General features: G+C 71.4%; 11 protein-coding genes. All 11 read left to right on the forward strand.

All coding sequences use genetic code 11. The annotated features are described in order from the left end of the window. Positions 1-83 precede the first annotated feature (83 nt). The 11 genes from uvrA (at position 84) to ACH443_RS14280 (ending at position 15,082) form a co-directional block, all read left to right on the forward strand. Positions 84-3,110, forward strand: coding sequence for an excinuclease ABC subunit UvrA (gene uvrA, locus ACH443_RS14230; RefSeq protein ID WP_430590673.1), 3,027 nt, complete (start codon positions 84-86; stop codon positions 3,108-3,110). A 17-nt stretch (positions 3,111-3,127) separates the two neighbouring features. After that, a complete protein-coding gene (locus tag ACH443_RS14235; protein WP_430590674.1) occupies positions 3,128-3,646 on the forward strand; it encodes an OsmC family protein in 519 nt (172 codons plus the stop codon). 263 nt (positions 3,647-3,909) lie between these two features. Further along, positions 3,910-5,355, forward strand: coding sequence for an N-acetylglucosamine/diacetylchitobiose ABC transporter substrate-binding protein (gene ngcE, locus ACH443_RS14240; protein ID WP_430590675.1), 1,446 nt, complete (start codon positions 3,910-3,912; stop codon positions 5,353-5,355). Further along, positions 5,352-6,374 (forward strand): carbohydrate ABC transporter permease, encoded by a 1,023-nt coding sequence (locus ACH443_RS14245; protein ID WP_430590676.1) that lies wholly within the window; start codon positions 5,352-5,354, stop codon positions 6,372-6,374. The genes ngcE and ACH443_RS14245 overlap by 4 nt, the downstream gene beginning before the upstream one ends. Continuing rightward, a complete protein-coding gene (locus tag ACH443_RS14250; RefSeq protein ID WP_429763401.1) occupies positions 6,371-7,270 on the forward strand; it encodes a carbohydrate ABC transporter permease in 900 nt (299 codons plus the stop codon). Before ACH443_RS14245 ends, ACH443_RS14250 begins: the two co-directional genes overlap by 4 nt. A 68-nt stretch (positions 7,271-7,338) precedes the next feature. After that, positions 7,339-9,480: an excinuclease ABC subunit UvrC gene (gene uvrC / locus ACH443_RS14255; protein WP_430590677.1), complete on the forward strand. Its 2,142-nt coding sequence runs from the start codon at positions 7,339-7,341 to the stop codon at positions 9,478-9,480. Further along, positions 9,477-10,412, forward strand: coding sequence for an RNase adapter RapZ (rapZ, locus tag ACH443_RS14260; protein WP_430590678.1), 936 nt, complete (start codon positions 9,477-9,479; stop codon positions 10,410-10,412). Before uvrC ends, rapZ begins: the two co-directional genes overlap by 4 nt. Next, complete coding sequence (gene yvcK, locus ACH443_RS14265) at positions 10,409-11,377, forward strand: gluconeogenesis factor YvcK family protein (RefSeq protein ID WP_429763405.1); 969 nt, start codon at positions 10,409-10,411, stop codon at positions 11,375-11,377. Before rapZ ends, yvcK begins: the two co-directional genes overlap by 4 nt. Positions 11,378-11,440: 63 nt before the next feature. Next, positions 11,441-12,421, forward strand: coding sequence for a DNA-binding protein WhiA (gene whiA, locus ACH443_RS14270; RefSeq protein WP_429763406.1), 981 nt, complete (start codon positions 11,441-11,443; stop codon positions 12,419-12,421). Between the two features lie 282 nt (positions 12,422-12,703). After that, positions 12,704-13,708, forward strand: coding sequence for a type I glyceraldehyde-3-phosphate dehydrogenase (gap, locus tag ACH443_RS14275; RefSeq protein ID WP_429729141.1), 1,005 nt, complete (start codon positions 12,704-12,706; stop codon positions 13,706-13,708). A gap of 174 nt (positions 13,709-13,882) precedes the next feature. Continuing rightward, positions 13,883-15,082, forward strand: coding sequence for a phosphoglycerate kinase (locus ACH443_RS14280; protein ID WP_430590679.1), 1,200 nt, complete (start codon positions 13,883-13,885; stop codon positions 15,080-15,082). Positions 15,083-15,115: the final 33 nt, after the last annotated feature.

Here is a 15,115-nt window from a genome sequence, read left to right on the forward strand (position 1 = left end):
TGTGACCGGTCAGGCACGCGAAAAGACCCCGAAAGGTATAGAACGCCTGTACGAATGTCGGCGCGCCGACGTAGGATGCCCGGGTGAGCAACCGCCTCGTCATCTCCGGCGCCCGCGAGCACAATCTGCGCAACATCGAGCTCGATCTCCCGCGCGACGGGCTGATCGTCTTCACCGGGCTGTCGGGCTCGGGGAAGTCCTCCCTGGCGTTCGACACGATCTTCGCCGAGGGGCAGCGCCGCTACGTGGAGTCGCTCTCCGCGTACGCCCGCCAGTTCCTCGGTCAGATGGACAAGCCCGACGTCGACTTCATCGAGGGCCTGTCGCCCGCGGTGTCGATCGACCAGAAGTCGACCAACCGCAACCCGCGGTCGACGGTCGGCACGATCACCGAGGTCTACGACTACCTGCGCCTGCTCTTCGCCCGCGCGGGGACGCAGCACTGCCCCGTGTGCGGCGAGCCGGTCCGCTCGCAGACGCCGCAGCAGATCGTCGACAAGCTCCTCGAGCTGCCGGAGGGCACCCGGTACCAGGTGCTCGCACCCGTCGTGCGCGGGCGCAAGGGCGAGTACGCCGACCTGTTCGCCGAGCTGCAGACGCAGGGCTTCGCCCGCGCGCGGGTCGACGGCGAGGTGGTGCAGCTGACCAGCCCGCCCACGCTCGAGAAGAAGCTCAAGCACGACATCGAGGTCGTCGTCGACCGTCTCGTGTCACGCGACGGCGTCCAGCGCCGGCTCACCGACTCGGTGGAGACCGCGCTGCGGCTCGCGGGCGGCCTGGTCATGGTCGAGCTCGTCGACGCCGACATCGACGACCTCGACCGGGTGCGCAAGTTCTCGGAGAAGCGGGCGTGCCCCAACGACCACCCGCTCGCGCTCGACGAGATCGAGCCCCGCACGTTCTCCTTCAACGCCCCGTACGGCGCGTGCCCGGAGTGCACCGGCATCGGCTTCCGCCTCGAGGTCGACGCCGACCTCGTCGTGCCGGACGAGGAGAGGACCCTGCGCGACGGTGCCGTGGTGCCGTGGGCGCAGACGTCGTCGGAGTACTTCGAGCGGGTGCTCACCGCGCTGGCGGAGGAGATGAGCTTCTCCATGGACGTGCCGTGGCGCGCGCTGCCGCAGCGCGCCCGTGACGCGATCCTGTTCGGCCGCAACCACCAGGTGCACGTGCGGTACAAGAACCGCTGGGGCCGCGAGCGGCAGTACTCCACCGGCTTCGAGGGCGCGGTGACCTTCCTGGAGCGCCGGCACCGGGAGACCGAGTCCGACTGGTCGAAGGAGAAGTACGAGGCCTACATGCGGGAGGTCCCGTGTCCCGTGTGCTCGGGGGCACGGCTCAAGCCCGAGGTCCTCGCGGTCACCGTCGGCGGCAAGTCGATCTGGGACGTGTGCCGGCTGCCGATCGACCAGGCCAAGACCTTCCTCGACGGGCTCGAGCTGGGCGAGCGCGAGCGCGCCATCGCGGCCGAGGTCCTCAAGGAGATCCACGCCCGGCTCGGCTTCCTCGTCGACGTGGGCCTGCACTACCTGTCGCTCGAGCGTCCGGCGGGCACCCTGTCGGGTGGCGAGGCCCAGCGCATCCGGCTCGCGACCCAGATCGGCTCGGGCCTCGTCGGCGTGCTGTACGTGCTCGACGAGCCGTCGATCGGGCTGCACCAGCGCGACAACCGCCGCCTCATCGAGACGCTGACCCGCCTGCGAGACCTCGGCAACACGCTGATCGTCGTCGAGCACGACGAGGACACCATCCGCGCGGCGGACTGGATCGTCGACGTCGGCCCGGGCGCGGGCGAGCACGGCGGCCGCGTCGTGCACTCGGGCGACTACGCCGGGCTCCTCGAGGCCGAGGGCTCGATGACCGGCGCCTACCTCTCCGGCCGGCGCAGCATCGCGCTGCCCGCGGAGCGTCGCGCGACCGACCCCGGCCGGAAGGTCACGGTCGTCGGCGCCCGGGAGAACAACCTGCGGGGGATCGACGTGTCGTTCCCGCTCGGCGTGCTCACGGCGGTCACGGGCGTCTCGGGGTCCGGCAAGTCGACGCTGGTCAACTCGATCCTGCACACCGTGCTCGCGAACGAGCTCAACGGCGCGCGCCAGGTGGCGGGCCGGCACACCCGGGTCACGGGCGTGGACCAGCTCGACAAGGTGGTGCACGTCGACCAGGGGCCGATCGGGCGCACGCCGCGGTCCAACCCGGCCACCTACACGGGCGTGTGGGACCGGATCCGCAAGATCTTTGCGGAGACGGAGGAGGCGAAGGTCCGGGGCTACGGCCCGGGTCGCTTCTCCTTCAACGTCAAGGGCGGCCGCTGCGAGGCGTGCGCGGGCGACGGCACGCTGAAGATCGAGATGAACTTCCTGCCCGACGTCTACGTGCCGTGCGAGGTGTGCCACGGGGCGCGGTACAACCGCGAGACCCTCGAGGTGCACTTCAAGGGCAAGACGGTCGCGGACGTGCTGGACATGCCGATCGAGGAGGCCGCGGAGTTCTTCGCCGCGTTCCCCGCGATCTCGCGCTACCTCACCACGCTGGTCGAGGTGGGTCTCGGCTATGTCCGCCTCGGGCAGCCGGCGCCGACGCTCTCGGGTGGCGAGGCGCAGCGGGTCAAGCTCGCGAGCGAGCTGCAGAAGCGCTCCACGGGCCGCACGATCTACGTCCTCGACGAGCCGACCACGGGCCTGCACTTCGAGGACATCCGCAAGCTGCTCGGCGTGCTGCAGTCGCTGGTGGAGAAGGGCAACACCGTCCTCGTCATCGAGCACAACCTCGACGTCATCAAGAGCGCCGACTGGATCGTCGACATGGGGCCGGAGGGCGGCTCCGGCGGCGGGACGGTGGTGGCGGAGGGCACGCCTGAGGACGTGGCGCAGGTCGAGGCGAGCCACACGGGCCAGTTCCTCGCGCCGATCCTCCAGGAGCACCCGCCCGTGCCGACGGCGACCCCTGCAGGCCGGGCGAGGTCGGCCGCCGCGACCTCGGCGTCGTCGGCGCCGCGGGCGCGGAGCTCGGCGAAGGGCTCGGCGACGGGCACGACGAAGGGTTCGGGGAAGGCGACGACGAAGGGGAAGACCGCGTCGAAGCGTCCCGGTAAGCGCAGCGCGGCCTGACGTCCTAGCGTGTGGCCATGGGAGCGCACCACAACTACGCCGTGACCGTCGCCTGGCCCGATGCTGCCGAGGCCGGGGCCTCCGACCCCGGTGGCGGGCCGGGCACGACGTCCTACACGTCGTACTCCCGGGACCACACGGTCCTGGTCTCGGGCAAGCCGCCGCTGCTCGGGAGCGCCGACCCGGCGTTCCGCGGTGACCCGGCGCGCCACAACCCGGAGGAGCTGTTCGTCGCGAGCCTCGCGCAGTGCCACATGCTGTGGTTCCTCCACCTGGCCGCCGAGCACGGCCTGGTGGTCCGCGAGTACGTGGACGACACGACCGGCACGATGCGGGTGGAGTCTCGGGGCGAGGGGCAGTTCACGGACGTCACGCTGCGACCGAGGGTGACCGTCGACGCGGGCCCGCAGGCGACGGACGAGGCGGTGGCGGAGCTCCACCACCGCGCGCACGCCCTGTGCTTCATCGCGCGGTCGGTCAACTTCGCGGTCCTCGTCGAGCCTGCGCCCGTGCGGCTCGCGGCGCCCGCCTCGTAAGGGGCCACCCGCACCCGAGCGGGTGATCTATACCAGTCCGGTCACACTGTCGTGTCGGCTGTTGACGTGGCGGCCGTGCGTGAATATTTTCCACTCCATCCCCGTGGTGGATGGGAGTTATTTCCGTGAGCGGTGCGGAACCCGCCGCAACGGCTCACCGTGGCGCGAGACGAGGAGGTCGGCGCAGGGCCCCGGGCGGGGCAGAGCAGCACGGCTGACGGGGCGTCCCGCGACGCACCCTGACACGAAGGGCATCAACGACGATGACCAGCAACTTCACCACTGACCAGAGCAACATCACCCCCCAGCCCTCCCGTCGGTCGGTGCTCCGTGCCGTGATGTACACGGCCGCCGCCGTCCCGTTCGGCCTCCCGCTCGCGGCGTGCGCCACGGGCGGGGGAGGAGGCGAGGAGGCCACCAGCGCCGCCCCCGGTGGCGAGATGGACGCGAAGAACCCGTTCGGCATGGCCGAGAACACCACGGTCGACGCGGTGATCTTCGACGGCGGCTACGGCGTCGACTACGTCGAGTTCGCCGGCACGGTCCTCGCCGGCCTGCACGCCGGATCGACCGTCAAGGTCTCGCCCTCGACGCAGATCGCCACGGAGCTGCAGCCGCGTTTCGTCGGCGGCAACCCGCCCGACCTGGTGGACAACTCGGGCGCCCAGTCGATCGGGTTCAACACGATCCTCGACCAGCTCGAGGACCTCACCGACATCATCGACGCGCCCAACGTCGAGGGCACGACCATCCGCGACACCCTGTACGAGGGCGTCCTCGCCCCGGGCACCTACGGGGACAAGTTCGCGGCGCTCAACTACGTGCTCACCGTCTACGGCGTCTGGTACTCGGGCAGCCTCTTCGACAAGAACGGCTGGACGCCGCCCGCCACGTGGGAGGAGGCCAAGGCCCTCGGCGCGGAGGCGAAGAAGGCCGGCAAGTACCTCTTCCTGTGGGGCACCGAGGCCGCGACGTACTACCAGACCCTCGCGATCGAGTCGGCCATCAAGGAGGGCGGCGACGAGGTCCGGCTGGCGCTCGAGAACCTCAAGCCGGACTGCTGGTCCAACGACTCGCTCCAGGCGACCTTCACGATCATGAAGGAGATCATCGACGCCGGGTACTTCAAGCCCGGCGGGTCGGGCACGCAGTTCACCGCGGCCCAGGCGCAGTGGAGCAACAAGCAGGAGGCCCTGCTCTACCCGTCGGGCTCCTGGATCGAGAACGAGATGAAGGACCAGACGGCGTCCGACTTCCAGATGAAGGGCGTCCCGAGCTTCTCGGTCACCGCGAGCCCGGCGATGCCGGCGACGGCGCTGCACTCGACCGCCGGTGAGCCGTTCATCGTGCCGTCGCAGGCCAAGAGCGTCGCCGGCGGCAAGGAGCTGCTGCGGGTCATGCTCTCGAAGGAGGCCGCGACGAACTTCTCCAAGACGAAGCTGGCCCCGACGATCGTGAAGGACATCGTCCCCGCCGACGGGTTCGGGTCGACGGCACTGGTGTCGCAGACCGAGATGCTCAGCGCGGCCGGGACCGACATCTTCACGTTCAACTTCGTCAACACCTACGGCATGAACCAGGAGCAGCTCCCGATCTGGAACTCCTTCCTCGACGGCAAGAAGTCGGTGGCGGACCTCACCAAGGAGCTGCAGGCGATCACGGACCGCATCGCGAACGACGACACGATCGACAAGATCGAGGTGTCATGACCGCCATCCCCGGCGCCGGGCAGGTCCTGCCCGCCGGCGAGGGAGCTCCTGCGGGGCCCGGGCGCGGGCCCCGCAGGGGGCGGCTGGGCGGGTGGTCGTTCGACACCGTGAGCTTCTTCGTCGTCTTCCTCGGGCTCCCGCTCGCGCTCTTCCTGGTCTTCGTGATCTGGCCGTTCGTCCAGGCCGCGTTCTACGCCCTCACCAACTGGTCGGGCTTCACGACCGAGTTCGACGTCGTGGGCCTGGCGAACTTCACGACGCTGCTGCAGGACCCGCGGTTCGTCAACGCCGTCGGGAACAGCGTGATGTTCGGACTGTTCATCCCGCTCATCACCATCGTCATCGCGCTGACGTTCGCGATCCTCATCACGGTGGGCGGAGCGGGGAGGGGACAGATCCGGGGCGTCCGAGGGTCGGGCTTCTACCGGGTCGTGTCCCTCTTCCCGTACGTGATCCCGGCGATCGCCGTCGGCATCATGTGGCGCCTCATCCTCGACCCGAGCAACGGTCTGGTCAACGGCATCCTCACGGGGCTGGGGCTCGACCGGTTCCAGTCGTTCGCGTGGCTGGGGAACGTGGGCACGGCGATGCCGGTGACGATGTTCGTGGTCGTGTGGGGCTTCGTCGGCTTCTACATGCTGCTCTTCATCGCGGCGATCAAGGGCGTCCCGTCGGAGATCTACGAGGCGGCGCGGATCGACGGCGCCGGGCGGTGGCGGACCTCGTGGTCCATCACGCTGCCGCTCATCCGGGACAACGTGCAGACCGCCTACATCTACCTGGGGATCATCGCGCTCGACCTGTTCGTGTACGTGCAGGCGCTCAACCCGCAGGGCGGCCCCGACAACTCGACGCTCGTGATGTCCCAGCAGCTGTTCCGCACGGCGTTCACGGAGGGGAAGTTCGGCTACGCCAGCGCGATGGGCGTGGCGATGGCGATCGTGACCCTGGTGTTCGCCGCGCTGGTGTTCACCGTGAACCGCCTCGCCGGCGGTCGTAGCGAGAGGGGCCGGGGATGACCGCCCACGCCGAGGCGGTGCCGCGCGCGGCACGCGCCGTCCCACGGACCCGCACCGCCCGCGCGGCGGGCGGCGACCGCCTCGCCGCCGGGGTCTCGCACACCGTCCTCGTGATCTGGTGCATCCTCGTCATCGCTCCGATGATCTGGGTGCTCATCGGCTCCTTCAAGACGAGCGCGGAGATCTTCGCGTCGCCGTTCTCGTTGCCGGAGCACTGGTCGTTCACGAACTACGAGAACGCGTGGGTCGACGCCCAGATCGGCCGGGCCTTCGTGAACACGATCATCGTGGTGGGGTCCGCGCTGGTGCTCGTGATGCTCCTGGGGGCGATGTGCGCCTACGTGCTCGCCCGGTTCGAGTTCCCCGGGCGGCGGGCCATCTACTACCTCATGCTGGCGGGCCTGACGTTCCCGGTCTTCCTCGCGATCGTCCCGCTGTTCTTCGTGCTCCAGAACGCCGCCCTGCTCGGCACGTTGCCGGGGCTGATCGTGGTGTACGTGGCGTTCGCGCTGCCGTTCACGGTGTTCTTCCTCTACGCGTTCTTCCGCGGGCTCCCGGACGACATCGCCGAGGCCGCGGCGATCGACGGGGCGGGCAACTGGCGGACCTTCTTCCAGGTGATGCTGCCCATGGCGAGGCCCGGCATGGCGTCGGTGGCGATCTTCAACTTCCTGGGCCTGTGGAACCAGTTCATCCTGCCGATCGCGCTGAACCCCGAGCAGCAGAACTACGTGCTGTCGCAGCGGCTGGCCGCGTTCGTGTCGTCGGCGGGGTACGCCGTGGACTTCGGCGCGATGTTCGCGGCGGTGGTCGTGACGATCGTGCCGGTGCTCATCGCCTACCTGATCTTCCAGCGCCAGCTCCAGGGGTCCGTCACGGCGGGGACGATGAAGTAGCGGCCGCCGGCCCCCGGTCCGCCCACCGCGGCGCCGGGGGCGTCGGTGGCCTGACCTAGGCTGACGGCATGGCCGACCCAGCGACCTACCGCCCGAAGCCGGGGGAGATCCCCACGTCGCCCGGCGTCTACCGGTTCCGCGACGCGCACGGCCGCGTGATCTACGTGGGCAAGGCGAAGAACCTCCGGGCGCGGCTGTCGAACTACTTCCAGGACGTCGCGCACCTGCACCACCGCACGCAGAGCATGGTGACCACGGCGGCGTCGGTGGAGTGGACGGTGGTGGGCACCGAGGTCGAGGCCCTGGCGCTCGAGTACTCGTGGATCAAGGAGTACGACCCGCGGTTCAACGTGAAGTACCGCGACGACAAGTCGTACCCGTACCTCGCGGTGACCATGGCCGAGGAGGTGCCGCGCGCCCAGGTGATGCGCGGGGCCAAGCGCCCCGGGACCCGGTACTTCGGGCCGTACGGCCACGCCTGGGCGATCCGCGAGACCCTCGACCTCCTGCTGCGGGTCTTCCCGATCCGCACCTGCTCGGCCGGCGTGTACCGCCGCGCCCACCAGACCGGCCGACCGTGCCTGCTGGGCTACATCGACAAGTGCTCGGCGCCCTGCGTCGGTCGGATCACCGTCGACGACCACAAGCAGCTGGCGCAGGACTTCTGCGACTTCATGGCCGGCGACACGCAGCGGTTCGAGCGGCGCCTCACCGCGCGGATGAACGAGGCCGCCGCGTCCATGGAGTACGAGCAGGCCGCCCGGCTGCGCGACGACATCCAGGCGCTGCGCCGGGCCACGGAGAAGAACGCCGTCGTGCTCCCCGACGCGACCGACGCCGACGTCTTCGCGCTCGCGGGCGACGAGCTCGAGGCCGCCGTCCAGGTGTTCCACGTGCGCGGCGGACGCATCCGCGGGCAGCGCGGCTGGGTCGTGGAGAAGGTCGAGGACGTCACGGACGCGGAACTCGTGGAGCACCTGCTGCAGCAGGTGTACGGCGCCGTCGAGGACGCGCGCGCGGCGGCGGAGGAGACGGACCTCGACGCCGACGGCCGGGCCGCGTCCCGGCGCGAGACGCGCGACGCCGTCCCGCGCGAGGTGCTGGTCCCCGTGCTGCCCCCGGATCCCGGGCAGATGTCGGCCTGGCTGACCGGTCTGCGCGGAGCCCGGGTGGAGCTGCGGGTGCCGCAGCGCGGGGACAAGCGCGAGCTCGCCGCCACCGTGAAGGCGAACGCGGAGCACGCCCTCGCCCTGCACCGGACGCGCCGGGCGGGCGACCTCACCACACGGAGCCAGGCGCTCCGGGAGATCCAGGAGGCGCTGGGGCTGGAGTCGGCCCCGCTGCGCATCGAGTGCTACGACATCTCGCACACGCAGGGCACGTACCAGTCGGCGTCGATGGTGGTCTTCGAGGACGGGCTGCCGCGCAAGAGCGAGTACCGCACCTTCTCGGTGCGCGGGCCCGAGGGCGACGGGGCGCGGGACGACACGGCGGCGATGCACGAGGTGATCACCCGCCGGTTCCGGCGCTACCTGGCCGACCGGCTGGCGTCGGGCGACGTGGAGCTCGACGACAGCGACGTCAGCCGCGACGGTGCCGGCGCGCGCGCCCGTCCGCGCTCGGGCGAGGTGCCCGCCGAGGAGCCGGGGGAGCGCAAGCGGTTCGCGTACCCGCCGAACCTCGTGGTCGTCGACGGCGGACCGCCGCAGGTGGCGGCGGCGCAGCGCGCGCTCGACGAGCTGGGCGTCACCGACGTCGCGCTGTGCGGGCTCGCGAAGCGGCTCGAGGAGGTGTGGGTCCCCGGCGAGGACTACCCGGTGATCCTGCAGCGCTCCTCGGAAGGCCTCTACCTGCTGCAGCGCGTGCGCGACGAGGCCCACCGGTTCGCCATCACGCAGCACCGGCGTCGCCGGAGCAAGGGCATGACGGCGTCCGTCCTGGACGACGTACCGGGCCTCGGGCCGACACGCCGCAAGGCGCTGCTGAGCACCTTCGGCTCGGTCAAGCGCCTGCGCGCGGCCAGCGTGGAGGAGATCGCCGGTGTGCGCGGCATGGGCCGGCGGACCGCCGAGGCGGTCGTCGCCGCGCTCGGCGGTGACGGCGGCGCACCGGACACGACCTCCGGAGCGACCTCCCCGGCCGTGACGCCGGACGCGGGCAGCGCGCCGACCAGCCACGACGGTGCGGCTCCTGGCATGCTGGGCGCATGAGCGAGCCGGACCCCATCACCGTCCCGCAGGGCATCCCCGAGATCGAGGCCGCGACCCCCGCACCGGAGCAGTCCGAGCCGGAGGTGCTGATCATCACCGGCATGTCGGGCGCCGGCCGCTCGCGTGCCGCGGGCGTTCTCGAGGACCTCGACTGGTTCGTGGTCGACAACCTGCCGCCGATGATGATCGTGCCGCTCGTCGACCTCATGACCCGGGCGGGCTCGTCCGTGGAGCGGCTCGCGGTCGTGGTCGACGTGCGCGGGCGGGAGTACTTCGCCGAGCTCACCCGGGTGCTGCAGCACCTGCGCGACGCCGGGGTGAACTACCGGATCCTGTTCCTCGACGCGCGCGACGAGACCCTGGTGCGGCGCTACGAGAGCGTCCGCCGTCCGCACCCCCTCCAGGGCGAGGGCCGGATCCTCGACGGCATCGGCGAGGAGCGCCGCGCGCTCGCGTCGATCGCGGAGCGCGCCGACGTGGTCATCGACACGTCGGAGCTGTCGGTGCACGACCTCGCGCGCGAGGTGCGCGCCGCCATCGCGGACGGCGCCCCCGACGCGTTGCGCGTGAACGTGCTCGCGTTCGGCTTCAAGTACGGCATCCCCCTCGACGCCGACCACGTCGTGGACGTCCGCTTCCTGGCGAACCCGTACTGGATCACCGAGCTGCGTCACCTCACGGGCCGCGACGCCCCGGTGCGGGAGTACGTGCTCGCCCGGCCCGGCGCACGGGACTTCGTGGACCGGTACGTGGCCGCGCTCGAACCCGTCCTCGCCGGCTACCTGGCCGAGGAGAAGCGGTACGTGACGATCGCCGTCGGGTGCACCGGGGGGAAGCACCGCTCGGTCGCGATCGCGGGCGAGATCGCCCAGCGGCTGCGGGAGGCGGGCCAGCGGGTCTCCCTCACGGCCCGCGACCTGGGGAAGGAGTGACGACGCCGGTCGCGAGCCCTGGGGCGCCGGCGGTGACGGCGCTCGGGGGAGGGCACGGCCTGTTCGCGAGCCTGTCCGCACTGCGGCTGATGTCCGACCGGCTCACCGCCGTCGTGACGGTCGCGGACGACGGGGGGTCGTCGGGGCGCCTGCGTGACGAGCTCGACGTGCTCCCGCCCGGCGACCTCCGGATGGCGCTCGCGGCGCTGTGCGACGACTCCGAGTGGGGCCGCACCTGGAGCGACCTGCTGCAGCACCGGTTCGTCTCGGGCGGCAGCCTGGACAAGCACGCCATGGGCAACCTCCTGATCGTCGCGCTGTGGGAGCTGCTCGGCGACACGGTGACGGGGCTGGACTGGGTCGGCCGGCTGCTCGGCGCGCGGGGGCGCGTGCTGCCCATGGCGTCCGTGCCTCTCGTGGTGGAGGCGGACGTGCGTCGCGACGGCGTCGCGACCCTCGACACCGTCGTCGGGCAGAGCCGTGTCGCCGTGTCCGAGGGGCGGATCGAGCAGCTGCGGCTGGTGCCGGCGGACCCGCCGGCGTGCCCGGAGGCGGTGGAGGCGGTCCGCACCGCGGACTGGGTCGTGCTGGGCCCGGGATCCTGGTACTCGTCGGTGCTGGTGCACCTGCTGGTGCCGGAGCTCGCGAGGGCTCTGCTCGAGACCGACGCGCGGGTGTGCGTGACGCTCAACCTGGCCGCCGAGCGTGGCGAGACCCAGGGGCTCACCGCGACGGACCACCTCGAGGCGTTGTCCCGGCACGCGCCCGGGCTGCGCGTGGACGCGGTGCTGGCCGACCCGTCCGCCGTCGAGGACGTCGACGAGCTCGCCGACGCTGCCCAGGCGATGGGTGCGCGGCTGCTCATGCGGCAGGTCCGTCGCGGCGACGGGACGGCGCGCCACGACCCGCTGCGCCTGGCGGCGGCCTATCGCGACGTGTTCGAGGGCGTCTACGGGGACGTGTGACCGGCCCCGGGTGGCACCCCGCCGACGGCTCAGGGTGCTTGCCTCGCGTGGCAGGATGACGCCATGGCGCTGACGGCAGAGGTGAAGGACGAGCTCGCGCGGATCAAGGTGACCCGGACGTCGTGCCGCAAGGCGGAGGTCTCGGCGACGCTGCGGTTCTCCGGCGGGCTGCACATCATCTCGGGCCGGGTAGTGATCGAGGCGGAGCTGGACGACGAGGCGGCCGCGGCGAGGCTGCGGCAGTCGATCACGGAGCTCTACGGGCACACGAGCGACCTGATCGTGGTGCAGGCCGGGGGGCTGCGCAAGAACAACCGGTACGTGGTCCGCGTGGTGCGCGACGGCGAGTCGCTCGCCCGCCAGACGGGCCTGCTGGACTCCCGGGGGCGGCCGGTGCGCGGTCTCGCCCCTGAGGTTGTGTCGGCGGGCGTCGCGGAGGCCGAGGCGGTGTGGCGTGGTGCGTTCCTCGCGCACGGGTCGCTCACGGAGCCGGGCCGTTCCATGGCGCTGGAGGTCACGTGCCCCGGGCCCGAGGCGGCGCTCGCGCTGGTCGGCGCCGCGCGGCGCCTGGGCGTGCAGGCGAAGTCGCGAGAGGTGCGGGGCGTGGACCGCGTCGTGGTGCGCGACGGCGAGGCGATCGGGGAGATCCTGCGCCGGATGGGCGCGGTGCGCACCCGCGAGATCTGGGAGGAGCGGCGCGCGCGCCGCGAGGTGCGCGGCACCGCCAACCGGCTCGCGAACTTCGACGACGCGAACCTGCGCCGGTCGGCGCGCGCCGCCGTCGCGGCGGGCGCGCGGGTGCAGCGCGCCTTCGAGATCCTGGGCGAGGACGTGCCCGAGCACCTGCGGCAGGCGGGGGAGCTGCGCCTGGCGCACAAGCAGGCGTCGCTGGAGGAGCTCGGGCAGCTGGCCGACCCGCCGCTGTCCAAGGACGCGGTCGCGGGCCGGATCCGGCGCCTCCTGTCGACGGCGGACAAGCGGGCCATCGACGTCGGGATCCCGGACACCGAGGCCGGCCTGAGCCCGGAGCTGCTCGACCTCTGACGCCGTCCGACGGGCGGCGGACGGGGCGCTCGAGCCACGGCGTCCATATGGTCAGACCACATGTCTCACGAGGCCGTCGAGGGTCAGCGGCACCTCGGTTTCGGGTATAGGCTCAATCCGTCAGGTGACGACGACGTGACCCGAGGCTGACCGCCCGGTGGAAGAACGTCGGGTGGTTCCGGGGTCACGACGTGAATCATCAGCACGCCCCTCGCGGCGTGCGGAAGTCGGCATCAACCGTGTGCGTCGGGATCTCACCGGCGCGCCCTGAGGAGGGCAATCGTGACCATCCGCGTCGGGATCAACGGCTTCGGTCGGATCGGACGGAACTTCTACCGCGCTCTCGTGGAGTCGGGTGCGGACATCGAGGTCGTCGGCGTCAACGACCTGACCGACAACAAGACTCTGGCCCACCTGCTCAAGTACGACACGGTGCTGGGCCGCTTCCCGAAGTCGGTCGACTTCGACGACGAGAACATCATCGTCGACGGCCAGAAGATCCGTGCGCTCGCCGAGCGCGACCCCGCGAACCTCCCCTGGGGCGAGCTGGGCGCGGACATCGTCATCGAGTCCACCGGCTTCTTCACCGACGCCACCAAGGCCAAGGCGCACATCGACGCCGGTGCCAAGAAGGTCATCATCTCCGCCCCGGCGAAGAACGAGGACGCGACCTTCGTCATGGGTGTGAACAACGACCAGTACGACCCGGCCGCGCACCACATCATCTCGAACGCGTCGTGCACCACGAACTGCCTCGCGCCGCTCGCCAAGGCCCTCAACGACTCGATCGGCATCGAGCGTGGCCTCATGACGACGATCCACGCGTACACCGGCGACCAGAACCTGCAGGACGGCCCGCACAAGGACCTCCGCCGCGCCCGCGCCGCCGCGCAGAACATCGTGCCGACCACCACGGGTGCGGCCAAGGCCGTCGCCCTGGTGCTCCCGGAGCTGAAGGGCAAGCTGGACGGCTACGCCCTGCGCGTCCCGGTCATCACCGGCTCGGCCACCGACCTCACCTTCGAGGCTCCGAAGGAGGTCACGGTCGAGGAGGTCAACGCCGCGGTCAAGGCCGCCGCCGAGGGCCCGCTCAAGGGCACGCTGGAGTACGTGGACGACGAGATCGTGTCGTCGGACATCGTCACCAACCCGCACACGAGCATCTTCGACTCGAAGCTGACCAAGGTGATCGGCAACCAGGTCAAGGTCGTCTCGTGGTACGACAACGAGTGGGGCTACTCCAACTCGCTCGTCGCGCTGACCGTCCACGTCGGCGAGAAGCTCTGACGACTCCGGCGCCCGACATCGCTCGAGCGTGAGTCACGACGTCCGCGTGCGCGCGCCGATCCCCGGCCGCGCACGCGGACGTCGTCATGTACGGACCAGATCACCCCGGTCCGGGACGTGCGGACGCAGAGGGTCGCGCCGCACGCACCGGGCCCTGACGGACAGGTGTGCCCCATGAAGACCATCGACACCCTGGGCGAGCTGCGCGGCAAGCGCGTCCTCGTCCGCTCGGACTTCAACGTGCCGCTCGACGGCACCACCATCACGGACGACGGCCGGATCAAGGCCGCGCTGCCCACGCTGAAGCGCCTCACGGACGCCGGCGCGCGCGTCGTCGTGACCGCCCACCTCGGCCGCCCCAAGGGCGAGCCGAACCCCGCCTACTCCCTGGCGCCCGTGGCTGCGCGCCTCGGCGAGCTGCTGGGCCAGGACGTGGCCCTGGCGGGCGACCTGACCGGCCCGTCGGCCCGGGAGACCGTCGCCGCCCTGACCGACGGCCAGGTCGCCCTCCTGGAGAACGTCCGGTTCGACGCCCGTGAGACCTCCAAGGTCGACGCGGAGCGCGAGGAGCTGGCGGGCGAGCTCGCCGCGCTGGCCGACGCCTTCGTCTCCGACGGCTTCGGCGTCGTGCACCGCAAGCAGGCGTCGGTCTACGACGTCGCGAAGCTGCTCCCGGCCGCGGCCGGCGACCTCGTCCTCAAGGAGGTCGAGGCGCTCTCGCGTGCCACGACGGACCCGCAGCGCCCGTACGCCGTCGTCCTGGGCGGCTCGAAGGTCTCCGACAAGCTCGGCGTCATCGAGAACCTCCTGACGAAGGCCGACCGCCTGCTCATCGGCGGCGGCATGGTCTTCACCTTCCTCGCCGCGCAGGGCCACTCCGTGGGCTCGTCGCTGCTCGAGGCCGACCAGGTGGACACCGTCAAGGGCTACCTCGCCCAGGCCGCCGAGTCGGGCGTGGAGATCGTGCTGCCCACCGACATCGTCGCAGCGGACTCGTTCGCCGCCGACGCGCCGCACCGCACCGTGCCTGCCGACCAGATCCCCGACGGCACCATGGGCCTCGACATCGGCCCGGACTCCGGCGCGCTGTTCGCGGCGCGGCTGGCGGACGCGAAGACGGTCGTGTGGAACGGCCCGATGGGCGTGTTCGAGTTCGACGCGTTCGCCGCGGGCACCCGCGCGCTCGCGCAGGGCATCGTCGACGCGACCGCGGCGGGCGCGTTCTCGATCGTGGGCGGCGGCGACTCGGCCGCGGCGGTGCGCGTGCTCGGCTTCGACGAGGACGGCTTCAGCCACATCTCCACCGGCGGTGGCGCCAGCCTGGAGCTGCTCGAGGGCAAGGAGCTCCCGGGCCTCGCGGTCCTCGCCGACTGACGCACCGGCGGCGCCGGACGCCGACCGATCCTT

It is taken from the genome of Isoptericola sp. NPDC019571, from assembly GCF_044389385.1.
GTDB classification, from domain to species: domain Bacteria; phylum Actinomycetota; class Actinomycetes; order Actinomycetales; family Cellulomonadaceae; genus Isoptericola; species Isoptericola nanjingensis.